The 15,319-nt window shown below is 72.2% G+C and carries 16 protein-coding genes and 1 riboswitch; of the genes, 8 read left to right on the forward strand and 8 right to left on the reverse strand.

Annotation, left to right across the window (positions count from 1 at the left end; all coding sequences use genetic code 11):
* Positions 1-2 precede the first annotated feature (2 nt).
* From SSP29_RS34965 to SSP29_RS61365, 8 genes are all read right to left on the reverse strand, one after another.
* The gene (locus SSP29_RS34965; protein WP_245883393.1) at positions 3-1,355 is read right to left on the reverse strand and encodes an MSMEG_0569 family flavin-dependent oxidoreductase; all 1,353 of its coding nucleotides are present in this window, start codon (positions 1,353-1,355) and stop codon (positions 3-5) included.
* 223 nt (positions 1,356-1,578) lie between these two features.
* Positions 1,579-2,241, reverse strand: coding sequence for a transposase (locus tag SSP29_RS34970; protein WP_167450064.1), 663 nt, complete (start codon positions 2,239-2,241; stop codon positions 1,579-1,581).
* 20 nt (positions 2,242-2,261) lie between these two features.
* A complete protein-coding gene (locus tag SSP29_RS34975; RefSeq protein WP_089104903.1) occupies positions 2,262-3,302 on the reverse strand; it encodes an LLM class flavin-dependent oxidoreductase in 1,041 nt (346 codons plus the stop codon).
* A 13-nt stretch (positions 3,303-3,315) separates the two neighbouring features.
* Complete coding sequence (locus tag SSP29_RS34980; RefSeq protein ID WP_089105059.1) at positions 3,316-5,019, reverse strand: dipeptide ABC transporter ATP-binding protein; 1,704 nt, start codon at positions 5,017-5,019, stop codon at positions 3,316-3,318.
* The gene (locus tag SSP29_RS34985; protein ID WP_089104904.1) at positions 5,016-5,939 is read right to left on the reverse strand and encodes an ABC transporter permease; all 924 of its coding nucleotides are present in this window, start codon (positions 5,937-5,939) and stop codon (positions 5,016-5,018) included. The genes SSP29_RS34980 and SSP29_RS34985 overlap by 4 nt, the downstream gene beginning before the upstream one ends.
* Positions 5,936-6,895: an ABC transporter permease gene (locus tag SSP29_RS34990; RefSeq protein ID WP_089104905.1), complete on the reverse strand. Its 960-nt coding sequence runs from the start codon at positions 6,893-6,895 to the stop codon at positions 5,936-5,938. The genes SSP29_RS34985 and SSP29_RS34990 overlap by 4 nt, the downstream gene beginning before the upstream one ends.
* A 3-nt stretch (positions 6,896-6,898) precedes the next feature.
* On the reverse strand, positions 6,899-8,518 hold the full coding sequence (locus SSP29_RS34995) for an ABC transporter substrate-binding protein (protein ID WP_089104906.1): 1,620 nt from the start codon (positions 8,516-8,518) through the stop codon (positions 6,899-6,901).
* Between the two features lie 228 nt (positions 8,519-8,746).
* The gene (locus SSP29_RS61365) at positions 8,747-8,863 is read right to left on the reverse strand and encodes a putative leader peptide (protein WP_368669277.1); all 117 of its coding nucleotides are present in this window, start codon (positions 8,861-8,863) and stop codon (positions 8,747-8,749) included.
* A 33-nt stretch (positions 8,864-8,896) separates the two neighbouring features.
* Positions 8,897-9,010: riboswitch (SAM riboswitch) on the reverse strand.
* A 315-nt stretch (positions 9,011-9,325) separates the two neighbouring features.
* Between SSP29_RS61365 and SSP29_RS60265 the strand changes: the two genes are divergently transcribed.
* The 8 genes from SSP29_RS60265 to SSP29_RS35030 all read left to right on the forward strand — a co-directional run bounded on the left by SSP29_RS60265 (position 9,326) and on the right by SSP29_RS35030 (position 15,303).
* Entirely contained in the window at positions 9,326-9,463 is a 138-nt protein-coding gene (locus SSP29_RS60265; protein ID WP_245883395.1) for a hypothetical protein, read from the forward strand.
* The gene (locus tag SSP29_RS35000; protein ID WP_245883417.1) at positions 9,460-10,146 is read left to right on the forward strand and encodes an MFS transporter; all 687 of its coding nucleotides are present in this window, start codon (positions 9,460-9,462) and stop codon (positions 10,144-10,146) included. Before SSP29_RS60265 ends, SSP29_RS35000 begins: the two co-directional genes overlap by 4 nt.
* A 166-nt stretch (positions 10,147-10,312) precedes the next feature.
* Positions 10,313-10,957, forward strand: coding sequence for a 2OG-Fe(II) oxygenase family protein (locus tag SSP29_RS35005; protein WP_167450065.1), 645 nt, complete (start codon positions 10,313-10,315; stop codon positions 10,955-10,957).
* Positions 10,958-10,979: 22 nt separating this feature from the next.
* Positions 10,980-11,795 (forward strand): DUF427 domain-containing protein, encoded by an 816-nt coding sequence (locus tag SSP29_RS35010; RefSeq protein WP_089104909.1) that lies wholly within the window; start codon positions 10,980-10,982, stop codon positions 11,793-11,795.
* Positions 11,796-11,843: 48 nt separating this feature from the next.
* Positions 11,844-12,158 (forward strand): rhodanese-like domain-containing protein, encoded by a 315-nt coding sequence (locus tag SSP29_RS51865; RefSeq protein WP_107436304.1) that lies wholly within the window; start codon positions 11,844-11,846, stop codon positions 12,156-12,158.
* A 52-nt stretch (positions 12,159-12,210) separates the two neighbouring features.
* Complete coding sequence (locus SSP29_RS35020; protein WP_218036948.1) at positions 12,211-12,828, forward strand: GntR family transcriptional regulator; 618 nt, start codon at positions 12,211-12,213, stop codon at positions 12,826-12,828.
* A gap of 95 nt (positions 12,829-12,923) precedes the next feature.
* On the forward strand, positions 12,924-14,216 hold the full coding sequence (egtA, locus tag SSP29_RS35025; protein WP_107436306.1) for an ergothioneine biosynthesis glutamate--cysteine ligase EgtA: 1,293 nt from the start codon (positions 12,924-12,926) through the stop codon (positions 14,214-14,216).
* Positions 14,217-14,418: 202 nt separating this feature from the next.
* On the forward strand, positions 14,419-15,303 hold the full coding sequence (locus SSP29_RS35030) for a quinone oxidoreductase family protein (protein WP_245883397.1): 885 nt from the start codon (positions 14,419-14,421) through the stop codon (positions 15,301-15,303).
* Positions 15,304-15,319: the final 16 nt, after the last annotated feature.

Here is a 15,319-nt window from a genome sequence, read left to right on the forward strand (position 1 = left end):
CGTCAGCCGATCGGGAGGGCGGCGGCGAGTTCGGCGGGCGCGCCGGTGAGCGTGCCGCACACGTCGGCCAGCCGGCGGGAGGCGTCGATGTGGCCCGCGAGGAACTCGGCGTCCCTGCCCACCGCCTCGAAACGGCCCGAGCCCCACGAGTACTGCCAGGGCAGCCCCAGGAAGTACAGGCCGGGGACGCTGCTGACGCCCCGCCAGTGCATGGGGTAGCCGCGGCCGTCGAAGGCGGGCACCTCGATCCAGCGGTGGTCGCGGCGGAAGCCGGTCGACCAGACGACGGACGTGATGCCAGCGGCCGTCAGGTCCAGGGCGGGCGGCGGCCCGGACGGCTCCCAGACCGGCACGTACCGGGGCTCCTCGGGGGCGGTGATGCCGCGCGCGGCTATGTGCGCGTCGACGGCGTCCTTGATGCCCTCGGCCACCGCGTCCGCATGGTCCAGGTTCGCCTTGAGGTCGTCGGCGAACTCCAGCCTGCCGCCGTCGATCCCGGTCAGCCGCCCGTACAGCCGCATGCCGTCGCGGGCGAACGCGCGCAGGTCGATGTCGCGGCCGCCGTCACGGCCGGTGACGTAGTGGTTGACGCGCATTCGGACGGCGCCGGCGTCGTCGAAGTCGTCGATCGTCCTGGCGTAGTGCCCCATGTCGTCGAGCCAGGCCACACAGTCCCGGCCCCGGTAGAAACGCGCCACGCGCGGGGCGCCGCCGACCGCGAGATGCACCTGGCGGCCGGCCAGGTGCAGGTCCTCGGCTATCTGGCAGCCGGACTGGCCGGACCCCACCACCAGCACCGCGCCCGGCGGAAGCCGGTCCGGGCTGCGGTAGCCGGAGGAGTGCACCTGCGTCACCGCCGCGGGCAGCCGCTCGGCCATCCGCGGGACCGCCGGCGTGTGGTAGGGGCCGGTGGCCACCACCACCTGGTCGGCGGTGAACTCGCCGTGATCGGTGGTCAGTTCGAAGACCCCGCGCGACGCACGGCGCAGCCCGGTCACCGTGACACCCTCCGCCAACGGGGGCCGGGAGAAGGCGACGTACTCCTCCAGGTACCGCACGATCTCGTCCCGGACCATGAACCCGTCCGGGTCGTCCCCCCGGTAGGGGTAACCCGGGAGCCTGCACTGCCAGTTCGGGGTGACGAGGCAGAACGAGTCCCAGCGGCGCGCACGCCATTCGTGGCCGACCCGGTGTGACTCGACCACGATGTGCTCGATGCCGCGCTCGCGCAGGCAGTGGCTGACGGAGAGCCCCGCCTGTCCGCCGCCGATCACGGCCACGGGGTAGTGCGCTCCGGCCAGCCGTGCGGCCGGGCTCATCGCGGGCCGGCGCTCATCGAAATACAGCTCAGGCATGAAGTCCTCCATGCGAGGGACCGAGGTGTGGCACCTCGCCGCTGCTTGTGGACTCCACTTCAGCCACGCGGCATTTCGGATCGAAGTCATCCGGAATAAACGGGAGTTACGCAGATCTCACGGTGCGTGATTGCCCCATTGCGCCTGGTTGCCTGTGAGGCAAATCGAACCGGGAATGCCGGTGCGTGAGCAACCGTCGTGTGCGAAGACGGTGCCGGGCCCGTCAGTCGTGGTCGTCGGGACTCGGCGGCTCGGAGCGGATGCGGAGTCTGCGCTCCTCCTCGGCCGCCTTGCGCAGCGGGGCGAGCAGGTGCGGCCGGGGCGCCGTCGTCTCGGAGGCGCGCGCCAGCGACTCGAAGGTCCCGGCCAGTGCCCACTGCTGGAAACGGTGGTGGACGGTCTGCCAGGCGCCGTAGCGCGCGGGCATGTTCCGCCATGAACCGCCGGTGCGGAACCGCCACATGACTCCGTCGAACTGGTCGCGCAGCCCTTCCGGACAGGGGCCGCGCCCGCCGAGCGGGAGCAGCGGCACGACCGCCTTCCACTGGTCGTCGATCAGACCGTCCCGTGCCGTGCCATGGGCGTCGGCGACGGTGTCCGTCGTCGTTTCGGGAGTGGACGCGGTGGGCTTGCCGTCGTGCCTCGCCACCGGCAGGTCCAGCCGCAGCCCCCCGTCGACCGGCCGCAGGATCTCCACGTCACCGCTGAAGCGGACCAGACCGGTGTCGTCACGCGGCGCGAGAGCCAGGTCGGGCACGCAGCGGTGGGCAGGAGCCTCCGGGTCGACGGCGTAGTGGGCGGTCGCGGTGACCACCTCGTACGCCCCGGTGCCGGCGAAGCGGTGCCCGTCGGCGAACGGCTCGCGGGCGTGCACCTCCAGACGCACGGCCCCCTCCCGACCGGCACTCAACGGCCCGCCCCTTGAACCGCCGGAGCGGCCGGCCGCCAGCCCAGCTCGGGGGCGACGAGGTGCCGTATGTCGTGCAGGATCTGCTCGTACTCCTCCCGGTGGAACTCGTACGGCAACTCCAGGCGCAGCTCGGACACTTCGGCGAGCACCGGGTCGGCGGTCAGCCGCTCCAGGATCTGCTCGGCGGTGCCCACCACGTCCGGGGCGAACAGGATGCGCTTCGGGCCCTGCGGCGCGAGGGTGCGCTCGTGGCGGCTCGCCGCATAGGCCCGGTAGCGGGCCCGGGTGGCCGCGTCGGCGCTGTCCAGGGGCACGATCACCCGGCCCACGGCCACGCGGGTCGTACGGTCCTCCGGCAGGGTGCGGCGGTACTCCGACAGGAGGTTGAGCTGGGCGGTGGTGAAGTCGTCGGTGTCCTCGCCGGTGACGATGTTGCCGGAGAGCAGACCGAGGCCCTGCCCGGCGGCCCAGCGGACCGAGCGCAGGCTGCCGCCGCCGTACCAGATACGGCGCGCCAGGCCGGGGTTGTGCGGTTGCAGCCGGGGGCGCTGGACGTTGCCAGGGGAGTGGATGACCGTGTCCGGGTCGCCCAGATAGTCGCCGCGCAGGTTCGCCACGACCCGGGCGATCCTGCCGTACGACAGGTCGAAGCCGCGCCAGTCGCCGTCGTACACGAGGTCGCCGAGCAGGTCGGCGTGCGGCATGCCGGTGCTGAAACCGATCTGGAGCCGGCCCCGGGACAGCACGTCGGCCAGTGCCAGGTCCTCGGCGAGCCGGAACGGGCTCTCGTAACCGATCGGGATGACCGCGGTGCCGAGTTCGATCCGCTCGGTCCGCTGCCCGGCCGCCGTGAGGAACACGGCCGCCGAGCCGACGCCGTGTTCGAGGTGGCGCTGCCGGATCCAGGCGCCGTCGTAGTCGAGCCGCTCGCCGTACTCGAACAGCTGGAGGGTCTCCTCCAGGCCGGGGTAGGGGTCGTCGTCCGCGAAGTTGCCGGGCGTCAGGAAGGCCAGTGAGGTGATGTGCGGAGTGCTCATGTGTCGCCGGTCCTCAGCTCGTGGTGGTCTCGGGGGCGGGGACGCGCCCGCCCGGGATCGCCGCCAGCAGCTCGCGGGTGTACTCGTGGCGGGGCTCGGAGAACAGATCCTCCGGCGGGCCCGTCTCGACGATCCGTCCGGCCCGCATGACGGCGACCTGGTGCGCGATCTGCCGTACGACGGCCAGGTCGTGCGAGATGAACAGGTACGCCACGCCGGTGTCCGCCTGCAACTCGGCGAGCAGGTCCAGGACCTGGGCTTGCACGGACACGTCGAGGGCGGAGACGGGTTCGTCGCACACCACCAGGTCGGGGGAGAGGGCCAGGGCACGGGCGATGGCCACCCGCTGGCGCTGGCCGCCCGACAGCTCGGCCGGGCGGCGCTCCAGGGTCGCGGCGGGCAGCGCGACGCGGTCGAGGAGTACGCGGGCGCGGTCGAGCCGGGAGGCACGGTCGCCGACCTTGAACGCCCGCAGCGGCTCGGTGATCACCTCGCCGATGGAGAAGCGCGGGTCGAGCGAGGCGTACGGGTTCTGGTAGACGAGCTGGGCACGCCGGCGCAGCTCCCTGACCTCGGCGCCCTTGGCGGTGGTGACGTCGGTGCCGTCGAACAGCACCTGTCCGGAGGTCGCCTCGGCCAGGCGCAGCACCAGGCGGGCGGTGGTGGACTTGCCCGAGCCCGACTCCCCGACCAGGGCGAGGGTCTGCCCGCGCCGCAGGGTGAGGCTGACGTCGTCGACCGCGCGCAGGGTCCGGGTCTCGCCGCCGGCCCGCGGCAGCCTGAATTCCTTGACCAGGTTGCGTGCCTCGACCAGGGGAGGCGCCGGGGCGGCGGGGACCGGGGTACGGGGGCGGGCCGTGGTCAGGCTCGGGGCGCTGGCCAACAGCCGCCGCGTGTAATCGTGTTGGGGGTCGGCGAGGACGGCACGGGTCTCGCCCGCCTCGACCACCTTGCCCTGCGACATGACCACCAGGCGCTGGGCCCGGTCGGCGGCCACCCCGAGGTCGTGGGTGACCAGCAGGATCGCGGTACCCGACTCCTCGGTGAGGTGCTGGAGATGGTCGAGGATGATCCGCTGCACGGTGACGTCGAGCGCGCTGGTCGGCTCGTCGGCGATGATCAGCCGGGGCTTCGCCGCGATCGCGATCGCGATCAGGGCCCGTTGCCGCATGCCGCCCGACAGCTCGTGCGGGTACTGCCGGGCCCGGACGGCCGCGTCGGGCAGCCCGGCCCGGTCAAGGACGGCGACCGCCTCGGCCGCCGCTCCACGGCGGGTCGCCAGGCCGTGGATGCGCAGCACCTCCGCGACCTGCTCGCCGATCCGCTTCACCGGGTTGAGCGAGACCGTCGGATCCTGCGGGACCAGCCCGATCTGCGCACCGCGCACGGTACGCAGCTCCGCCTCGGAGAGGGCCGCCAGGTCGTGCCGGCCGAAGCGGACCGTGCCCGCGTCGATGGTGCCGTTCGCCGCCAGCAGCCGGGTGACGGCATGTGCGGTGGTGCTCTTTCCGGAGCCGGACTCGCCGACCACAGCGGTCACCTGTCCGGGCCATACGTCCAGGTCCACGCCCCGTACGGCCGGTACCGTGCCGCCCCGGGTGCGGTACGACACGGACAGGCCGCGGATCTCCAGGAGTGGTGTGGTCACGTTCTCACCGTTCTCGCGTGCGTCACGGTTCTCGCGTGCGTCACTGTTCTCAGGCGCGTCGTGGGTCATCGCTGCCGTGCCCATTCGCCGTCCAGCGCCCGCGCGATGCGGTTGGCGGCCAGCACGGTCGCGGCGATCGCCAGACCGGGCAGCGCGGTCAGCCACCAGGCGTTGGCCAGGTAGTTGCGGCCGTCGGAGATCAACGTCCCCCACTCCGGGGCGGGCGGCGGCGCGCCGTACCCGAGGAAGCTCAGCGCCGACACGGCCAGGATCGAGGAGCCGAAGTCCAGGGTGGCCAGCACGATCACCGGCCCCGCGGCGTTGGGCAGGACGTGCCGGCCGAGCACCGAGTACCAGCGGGCGCCGCAGGACCGGGACGCCTCGACGAACACGGCCTGCCGCACCCGCAGCACCTCGGCCCGGGCCACCCGGGCGAAGGAGGCCACGCTGGCGATGCCGACCGCGACGGCCACCTTCACCGTCCCGTACCCGAGCGCGGTGACCAGGGCCAGCGACAGGAAGAGCGCGGGGATGGAGAGCAGGACGTCGACGAAGCGCATCAGAACGTCGTCCACCCAGCGGCCCACGAACCCGGCGACCACGCCGAGCAGACCGCCGACCACGAACGCGACCAGGACCGCGATCAGCGTGGCCTTGAGGGAGAGCTGGGCGCCGTGGACCACGCGGGAGAAGACGTCGCGGCCCAGTTCGTCCGTGCCGAACCAGTGACTCCCGCTCGGACCGCGGAAGTTCTGGGACGGCACCCCCTTCAGCGGGTCCTGCGAGGTGAACAGGTCCGGCCAGAAGGCGGCCAGCACCACCAGCACGAGGACGACGGCGGACAACAGCAGACCGGGGCGGCGGATCAGGAAGCGGAGCACCCGGCGGATGCCGGCGGGCCGGCCGGGTTCCGCGGGGGATCCGTCCCCGACCGGCCGGCCGAGGCCGAGGGCGGCCTCGGCCTGGTCGTCGACAAGGCTCTGACTCATGCGAAGCCCGCCCTTCTGTCCGAGGCCACCACGATCCGCGGGTCAAGCAACGGATAGACGAGGTCGACGAGCAGGTTCGTCGCCACGAAGATCAGCGCGCCGAACACCACCACCCCCTGGACCAGCGGGATGTCCTGGGTGGTGACCGCCGCCGCGGTCACCCGGCCCAGACCGTCGCGGGAGAACACCGTCTCGACGACCACCGAACCGGCGATCAGCTGCCCGACCAGCAGGCCGACGACCGTCAGCGCGGGCAGCGAGGCGTTGCGCAGCGCGTGCCGCAGATGCACCCGCCACCGGTCGGCGCCCTTGGCCCGCGCGGTCTCCACATAGGCCTGGTCCAGTGCGGTGAGCAGGCTCTTGGCCAGCACCTGGGCGACCTGCGCGCCGGTCGGGACCGCCAGCGTCAGGGCCGGGAGCACCAGGCCGCGCAGCCCGTCGTTGCCGAACGCCGGGAACCAGTGCAGCTTGAACGAGAACGCCTCGACGAGCAGCAGCCCCACCCAGAACGTCGGCACCGACACCCCCAGCGGGGGCAACGACAGCAGCAGCTGCCGCAGCCACCGCCGCGAGGTGTACGTCGCCACCACCGCGAGGCCCCCGCCCAGGACCACCGCGAGCAGCAGCGCGGCCCCGGTCAGCTGGAGCGTCTGCGGCAGCGCGTCGGCCAGGGTGGAGGTCACCGGGCGGCCCGTGGAGACGGCGTCGCCGAAGTCCCCGCGCACGGCCCGGCCCAGATACTCGGCGTACTGGACCAGCACCGGCTTGTCGAAGCCGTACTCGTGCCGCAGCTTGGCGAGTTGGGCCGGATCCGTCTGACCCGAGTCCATCCCGGCCCCGGCCATCGCGGAGACCGGGTCACCGGGCAGGAAGTCCAGTACCAGGAACGACACCGTGTAGGCGGCCCACAGCACCCCGACCGCCTGGGCCAGCCGTTTGATCACATAGCGGCGCATCCGCTAGCCGATCCAGGTGTCGTGCAGCTGGACGCGGCTGCCGGAGTCGAATGTCAGGTCGTGCACCTTGTTCGAGACGCCCAGTTGGGTCTGGAGCTCGACCACCGGGACGTCGTACGCGTTCTGCACGATCAACTGCTGTGACTCGCCGACCAGTTGCTTGCGCTTCGCGGTGTCCGTGGTCGCGGCCTGTGCGGACAGTGCCGTGTCCAGCGAACTGGCGGGCAGGTGGTAGAAGTTGGCCAGCTGGGTGGAGAAGGAGCTGCGCAGGATGTCCGGGTCGGCGCGGGTCGTGTTCGCCCACACCACGTCGAAGTCACCGGACTGGAGCGTGGTGGCGAACTGGGTGACCGGAAGCTGCTTGAGCACCACGTCGATCCCGACGGCCTTGAGTTGCTGCTGGACCAGCTCCAGCGCGGGCTGGTTGGTGGCCGCGTTGGGGAACCAGCTGATGGTCAGGGTCAGCTTCTTGCCGTCCTTGGTGCGGCTGCCGTCACTGCCCGCCTTCCAACCGGCCTGATCAAGGAGGGACTTGGTCTTGGTCGTGTCGAGCGCCAGGTCCGCGGAGAGATCGGTGTAGTCGGGTGTGGTGTGTGCCAGGATGCTGGTCGCCGGCTGGGTGCCGGTCGGGAAGACGGTGTCGGCGATCTGCTTCCGGTCGATGGCGGCCGAAATCGCCTGACGGACCTTCGTGTCCTTGAGCAGGGGCCGCGAGTTGTTGAGCCCCAGGCCGAACACCACGCCGGGGTTGGCCCGGTTCTGCAGGGTGACCTGGCCGCCCTTGAGCGCCGCCTCGTTGGCCTTGCCGACGCTGCTGATGGCGTCCACCTGCCCGGACTGGAGACTGCCGGCGCGTACCCCCGCCTCGGGCACGACCTTGAACACCAGCTTGTCCAGGTAGGCCTCGCCCTTCTTCGACCAGAGCGAGGAGCCCCAGTCGTACCCGGTCCGCCTGGCCAGGGTGACCGACTGGTTCTGCACGTACTGCTTGAGCACGAACGGCCCGGATCCGACCACCCCGTCGCTGCACTTCTGCTGCGGGCTCTTCTTGACGCTCGCCGAGGACTCGATCCCCAGCGAGTGGGTCGAAGTCGCCTGCAGGAACTGGGCGTTGGGCTGCTTGAAGGCCACCTTGACGGTGAGCGGGTCGACCACGGCGGTGCTCTTGACGCCGCTCAGATAGCCCTCGGCGAGGGTGCCCAGAGCGCCGAGCTGCGGCACCGCGTCGAAGTTGTCCTTGACCACCTGCGCGGTCAGCTTCGAGCCGTCGCTGAAGGTGACCCCGGACCGCAGATGGAACGTGAACGTCGTCGCGTCGGCGCTGATGTCCCAGCTCTTGGCGAGCCACGGCACGATCTTGCCGGTCTTCGGGTCCTGGTCGGTCAGGGAGTCCACGGTCTGGCGCACCGAGTAGATGGTGTCGTTGCTGGCGACCTGCTGCGGATCCACGCAGCCGGCGTCGGATCCCACCGCGAAGGTCAGGGTGCCGCCGGACTTCGCCTGGCCGCTTCCGCCGCCGGAGCCGTCGTCGCCCGAACCGCACGCGGTCAGCAGGACGCTGGTGGTCAGGAGCGCGGCCAGGGGCGCCCATCGGGAGGGTCTGAAATCCGGGAGTGCAGTCACGGAGGGAGTTCTCCTACTCGTGTCACCAAGGCGCGGGGTGCCGGGCTACGGGCGCGGGGCACCGGCGCGCAGGGGCGTGCGGCCCGGCCGGATCCGCCCCGGCCGGGGAAGCGCTGTGCAGAGACAAGGGGTGGCAGGCGGACGACACCGAGAACCGGTGGCGCGGGGAAGGACGGCGCGCAGGAGCCGTGGCCGGTGACGGAGGTCAGCCGGCGGCGGGCGGGCTCGTCAGACCCGACAGAAGCAGCTGGCCGAGCGCTTCAGGTCGATGTGGCGCCGGCGCGAGAGCCTGGAGCACGCGGTGGCGTCGGTGAGGGAGACCGCAGGGTCATCGCTGTGCCGCATGCCGCTCCTCCCCGTCTCCGGCCCCGTCACGGGGCCACGCGCTTGCGGGAGTCGTCGGTGATCCCGCCGGGCTTTCACCTGGAGCACCCCACCGCGCGGGAGGGTTGCCGGTCAGCGAGCCAGGGCTTGACGCTGACACTCAATGCCGTTGGCGATCGTACGGATCGGTTTTGTCGTACGTCAATGCCCCAGCGGGGCGCCCCATTTGAGAACAGGGGGCCGTCTCACGTGCCGGGACGTCCGGTGGACGCACCCTGTGCCGTGTGCTTTGATCCGGCCATGGAGACCGCAGGTCAGGCACGGACCGTGCGGCTCGACCCGTTCTGGGCGGGCCGCCGCGCCGATCAGTTCGACCAGACCTGTCGCTGACCACTCGCTCCCTTCAGCGCCTTCTCAGCCCGCGTACCGCCGCGCCCGCGCGTATCCCGGCTCCCCCCGTACAGCCCGGTCGGAAAGAGAGGCATGGCCGTCAACAGCACCACTCCGACAGGGGTGTTCGCCGCGTTGCGGGTCCGTGACTACCGGATCTACTGGAGCACGGGCCTGGTGTCCAACATCGGCAGCGCCATGCAGGGTGTCGCGCTGGCTGGTTCGTCCTGACGCTCACCCACAGCGGGACCGCGCTCGGCTGGGTCGCCGGACTCCAGTTCGCCCCCGTGCTGCTGTTCGGCCTGTGGGGCGGGGTCGTCGCCGACCGGTACGACCGCCGGACCCTGCTGCTGTGGACCCAGACGCTGTACGCGGTCCAGGCACTGCTCCTGACGGTCATCGTGTTCTCCGGCCATGCCGCGCTGTGGCTGCTGTACGTCCTGTCCTTCGCGCTCGGCTGCGTGTTCACGGTGGAGAACCCGGCACGCCTGTCCTTCGTCACCGAACTGGTCGGCCGGGCACTGATCCCGAAGGCCGCGGGCCTGAACATCCTGTCCCTGAACGCCGCCCGCCTGATCGGTCCGGCGATCGCCCGTGTGCTGATCGGAGCGATCGGCACCGGGTGGGTCTTCGCGCTCAACGCCGTGTCGTTCACCGTCGTCCTCGCGGGACTGCTGTCGATCCGGCCGAGAGCGCGGGAGGCACGCGCCGTCTCCCGGCCGCCGTGGACAGGGGCGGGTGCGGAGGGGCTGCGCTATGTGGCGGCCCGGCCCGAACTCGTCGGCGTGTTCACCATCTTCGGCCTGGCCGCCACCTTCGCGGTCAACTTCCCCACCACGCTGACCCTGTTCGCCGGGCGCGTCTTCGACGTCGGCTCCCGCGTACTCGACCTCCCCCGCGAGGAGAAGGAGTAGCTGGCCAGCCCCACCGGGCACCCCTACCGCGGCTGGCGGCAGTGGCCCGACGGCTTCGGCCGCCTGGAACTCGAACCCTTTCGACATCGGCCAGTACGACGACTCGGACGCGGCCGAGGCCGCCGGGCTCACCCCCGAGCAGGCCACCCTCTACGCCCACACCGACGTGTGGCCGCCGCAGGAGCCCGGCCTGCGCGCCGCGACCCAGCGCTACCAGGACGCGTTCGCGGACGTCGCCCGCCGCGTCCTCGGCCTGTACGCGCGCGTGCTGGACGTGCCCGCGGAGACCTTCCCGCTCGGCGACGACGTCTACACGACGACGGTCGTCAACAACTACCCCAAGTGGCCGTACGACGGCGCGTCCGACGACGAGAAGCTCCTCCTCCTGGAACACGCCGACAGTTCCGCGCTCACCGTGCTCTACCAGGAGGGTGACTACGCGGGCCTGCAGGGCCGGCGCCCGGACGGCACCTGGACCTCCGTGCCGATCCGGCACGACGCACTCCAGGTTTTCACCGGCACGCTGCTGACCAACTGGACGGACGGCCGGCTGCGCCCAAGGCGGCACCGCGTGGTGGCCGGCGGCACGGTGACGCGCCGTTCCTCCGCGGTGTACGTCCACCCGAGCCTGGACGCGGTCGTGGAACCCCTTCCGGCCTTCGCCGACCCGGACGGCTCCGACTTCGAACCCGTCTCGGTGTGGGAGCGTGCCAGTGGCAACGTCGAGGAGTACCTGCGGGTCTTCGGCCGCCCCGAGCAACTCGCCGCATGGCGGGAGAACCGCCCCTACGTCGCCGAAGTCACCGCGTGAGCAAGCCGAAGGAGAGCTGGTCATGAGCACGTTCCCCACCGCGCAGGCTGTGCGGACCACGCCCGAGGGACTCCTGTGGGAGCCGAGCGAGCGCTGGGTGCGCGGCCGTAAGGGTGACGTCACGGTCGTCGACAGCCGGCACCCCGTCCTCGTCTGGGAGCCGGGTGTTCCCGTCCCGCTGTACGCGTTCCCGCGCGCGGAGGTGCGCGAAGACCTGCTCCGCCCCGCGAAGAACCCGCCGACGGGCACGCACACCGGCTCGCGGATCTTCTACGACGTCGAGGTCGACGGCGAGCTGCTGGAGAACGCCGCCTGGACCTTCCCGGCCGCCGACCTCGCCGACCACATCGCCTTCGAGTGGTTCCGGCGCGTGGGGCGGGGCCTGGAGCACTGGTACGAGGAGGAGGAAGAGATCTTCGTCCACCCCCGTGACCCGCACAAGCGGGTGGACGCCATCCCCAGCAGCCGCCACCTCGTGGTCGAGATCGACGGCACGGTCGTCGCGGACACCCGCCGCCCGGTCCTGCTCTTCGAGACCGGCCTGCCCACCCGCTACTACGTCCCGCGCGAGGACGTCCGCCTCGACCTGTTCGAGGCCACCGACCACCACACCGGCTGCCCCTACAAGGGCACGGCAGAGTACTGGTCCTGGCGCGGCGGGTCCGACGTGCCCCCGAACGTCGTCTGGAGCTACCCGGACCCGCTGCCCGCGGTCGGCGCCGTCCAGGGGCTCCTCGCCTTCTACAACGAGGCGGTCGACATCACCCTCGACGGCGAACGGGTGGAGCGTCCCGTCACCCACTTCACCAAGGCGCTCTCGGAGCAGCGGGGCACCTGACGAGCAACCAAGTACCTCGGCGACCCCGAGCGGCCTCGTTCCGGCCACATACCGCGGACGACCAGCCTGCCGTACGCCGACCTGCTCGGCCCCGACAACACCCTCGCCCGCGAGCGGACCGCCCGCCTCGCCGGTGCCCATGGGATACGGGCCGGCGACGGCACCGTGCTCTACTGCGGCGGGGCGATCAACGCGGCAGGGCTCGCCCTGGCCCTGCACGAGACCGGCATCGGCGGCGTGCTGCTGTACGACGGCTCGCTCTCGGAGTGGCGGGCCGACGCGGCCCTGCCCCTGACCGTCGGCCCGAAGGAGGACGACCCTGCCGATGCCCCGGCTGACCGCGGCCCGGGGTATCGGGCATGATCCGGGGCAGCCCGCGAAACGACTCCCGGGTCGCCCCGCGACGAGGAAACGGATGAAGAGCACAAGAGACACGATCTACGACGAGCTACGGCACCGGCTCACCGCCGGCCGGTACCCGCAGGACGCCTCCCTGGTCCCGCTGGCGCTGGGCGAGGAGTTCGCGGTGTCGCGCACGCCGGTCCGCGAGGCCCTGGCGCTGCTGGAGCGCGACGGACTCCTGGTGAGCACCCGGCGCGGTTTCGCCGTACGGCAACGCTCCGACGAGGAGATGCTCGAACTCTTCGAGCTGCGCGCCGCGCTGGACGCCCTGCTCGCCTCCTCGGCGGCGGCCCGGCGCAGCCCGGTGGACCTGGCCCGGCTCAACGCCCTGCTGGAGCACGCCGGGACCCTGGACGACCCCGGGCAGATCCGCCACAGCCTCAACGAGTGGCACTACACGGTACGCGCCGCCGCCCACAACACCACTGTCTCGTCCCTGCTGCACACCGTCGACGCCCAGGCTGCGCATGCTGGAACACCACGAACACGACCGGGACACGTGCATCCGGCAGAAGGTACGCCGGGACACCGGCGGCGCGCCGCCGACGGGCTGACGGCGGGCCGGGACCTCCCGGGTCCCGTCGCGGGCTGCCGAACGCTCAGTCGTCTGGAAAGTGCGCTCTTGTCATGACAGGGCAGGACGGCGGACTCTTGCAGCAGGCACAGCGGTACGCGTACCGGACGTCGGATCCCCGACGGCCCTGAGGCGGCTCAGGAGGCTCCCGGATGCCGGTTTCACCGGAGTGCGATGTTGATGGTCCTGCCGTCACCGAACAACAGGCGGAGGCGCTGGTCGAGGGAATCTGCTTCAAGACGGGCCCGCCGCGCAGCGTCGGGGTCGAAGTGGAGTGGCTTGTCCACCGGGAGCGTGCGCCGCACGACTCCGTGGGCCGGGAAGACCTGGAAGCGGCCCACGCCGACTTGCGGACCCTGCCGCTGACGTCCGGGCTGAGCGTCGAGCCCGGCGGTCAGGTGGAGCTGAGTTCCCGGCCGGCCCCGTCGCTGGCCCAGTGCGTCTCGGAGGTCTCCGCCGATCTGGCCGCCGTGCGCGCCGCGCTCGGCGAACACGGCCTGGCACTGGCCGGCATGGGCGTCGATCCCTGGCAACCGCCCCGCCGGTTCCTGCGGGAGCGGCGCTACGACGCCATGGAGGCCTGCCTCGACCGTACGGGTCCGGCGGGGCGAACCCTGATGTGCACGTCGGCCTCCGTCCAGGTGTGCCTCGACGCCGGACGGGAGGAACCCGGCGTCATGGGATTCGCGCGCCGCTGGTGGCTGGCACACCACCTGGGCGCGGTCCTGGTCGCGGCGTTCGCGAACTCGCCCATGGCCGAGGGCCGTTCCACGGGCTGGCTGTCCACGCGGCAACTGATGTGGGCGGAACTCGACCCGGGACGGGCCGGCGGACCCTCCCTGGCCCACGACCCGCGCCGCGCCTGGGTCCGCCGGGTCCTCGACGCACCGGTGATGTGCGTACGGCGGGACGGCCCCTGGGAGGTGCCGGACGGCGTGACCTTCCGCGACTGGACCCGCTCGCGCACCATGCGCCCGCCCACCCACGCGGACCTCGACTACCACATCAGCACGCTGTTTCCGCCCGTCAGGCCGCGCGGACACCTCGAACTGCGCATGATCGACGCCCAGCCCGGCGACGACGGGTGGCTCGTGCCGCTCGCGGTGGTCACGGCCCTGTTCGACGACCCGGGCGCCGCCGCGATCGCGCACCGGGCGGTGCAGCCCCTGGTGGAGCGGGCCGCCGGGGCCCCGGCACCGCACAATCCGCTGTGGACCGACGCGGCCCGCAGGGGGCTCGCCGACCCGCAGCTGAAGCGCGCCGCCGTGACCTGCTTCGCCGCGGCGCTGGACGCCCTGCCCCGGCTCGGCGCGAGCACCAGGGTCATGGACGCCGTCGCGGCCCACGCCGACCGCTACGTCCGCCGCGGCCGCTGCCCGGCCGACGACGTGCTCGACCGGCAGCGCGGCCGTGGCACCTCCGTACGGCGCCGGGCCCGGCGGTGACCCGGAGCGGAATGGCGTGGTGCGGTGCGCTGTTGCCGCAGGAGGGTGGCCTCGGGCCTGTGTGCCGATCGAACGGAGAACGACGACACGTGCGCGCATACGGATTCAAGTCGAACGGCGGACCGGAGGTCCTGGAGGAGATCCAGGTGCCGGTCCCGCGGCCGGGCCCGGGACAGGTGCTGATCGAGGTCGCGTACGCGGGGTGAACTTCGCCGAAGTGCAGCACCGGCGGGGCGAGTTCGGCGAGCCCGCCGGCCCCGGCGGCTACGACGTACCGGGGCTGGAAGTCTCCGGCACGGTCGCGGCGCTCGGCACCGGGGTGACGGAACCGGCCGTCGGCGAGCAGGTCGCGGCCTACCTTCCGGCCTTCGGCGGATACGCGGAGTTCGCCGTGGCCGACACGGACTTCGTCCGGCCGGTGGGCCGGCTCCCGCTCGCGCACGCGGCCGGGGTGCCGTGCGTCTATCCCACGGCCTACGGGGTGCTGACGGACGCGGGGCGGCTGCACCGGGGCGAGACGGTCCTGATCCACGCGGCGGCCGGCGGAGTCGGTTCGGCCGCGGCGCGCATCGCACGGACGCTCGGCGCCTCCCGGGTCTTCGGCACGGTCGGCTCCGAGACCAAGACACAGCTGGCCGAAGAGCTGGGCTACGACGCCCTGTTCGTCCGGGACGCGTTCGAGGACGCGGTCCTGGAGGCCACCGCGGGCCGCGGGGCGGACCTGGTGCTGGACCCCGTCGGCGGACCGGTACGCCAGGCCGGCCTGCGGGTACTGGCTCCTTTCGGCCGGCTGGTCGCCTACGGGGACCTCGGGCGTCACGCGGACTGGACGGCGGCTGTCTGGGAGCTGTGGAAGAACAACAGGACCGTCGCCGGCTACAACATCGGTGACGTCGCCCGCCGTTCCCCGGCCACCATCGGCGAGCACCTGTCCAGGGCGCTGTCGGCGCTCGCCTCCGGGGCACTGGCCTCCGTCCCTCCGGCCGTCGTGCCGGCGGTGGACCTCGTCGAGATCCACCGGCGCCACGAGGCCGGGCGCACCCACGGAAAGACCGTGCTCGCGCTCGCGGGGCACAGGGCCGGCTGAGCCGGCCGGCCCGTGC

It is taken from the genome of Streptomyces hyaluromycini, from assembly GCF_002217755.1.
In the GTDB taxonomy this organism is placed as follows: domain Bacteria; phylum Actinomycetota; class Actinomycetes; order Streptomycetales; family Streptomycetaceae; genus Streptomyces; species Streptomyces hyaluromycini.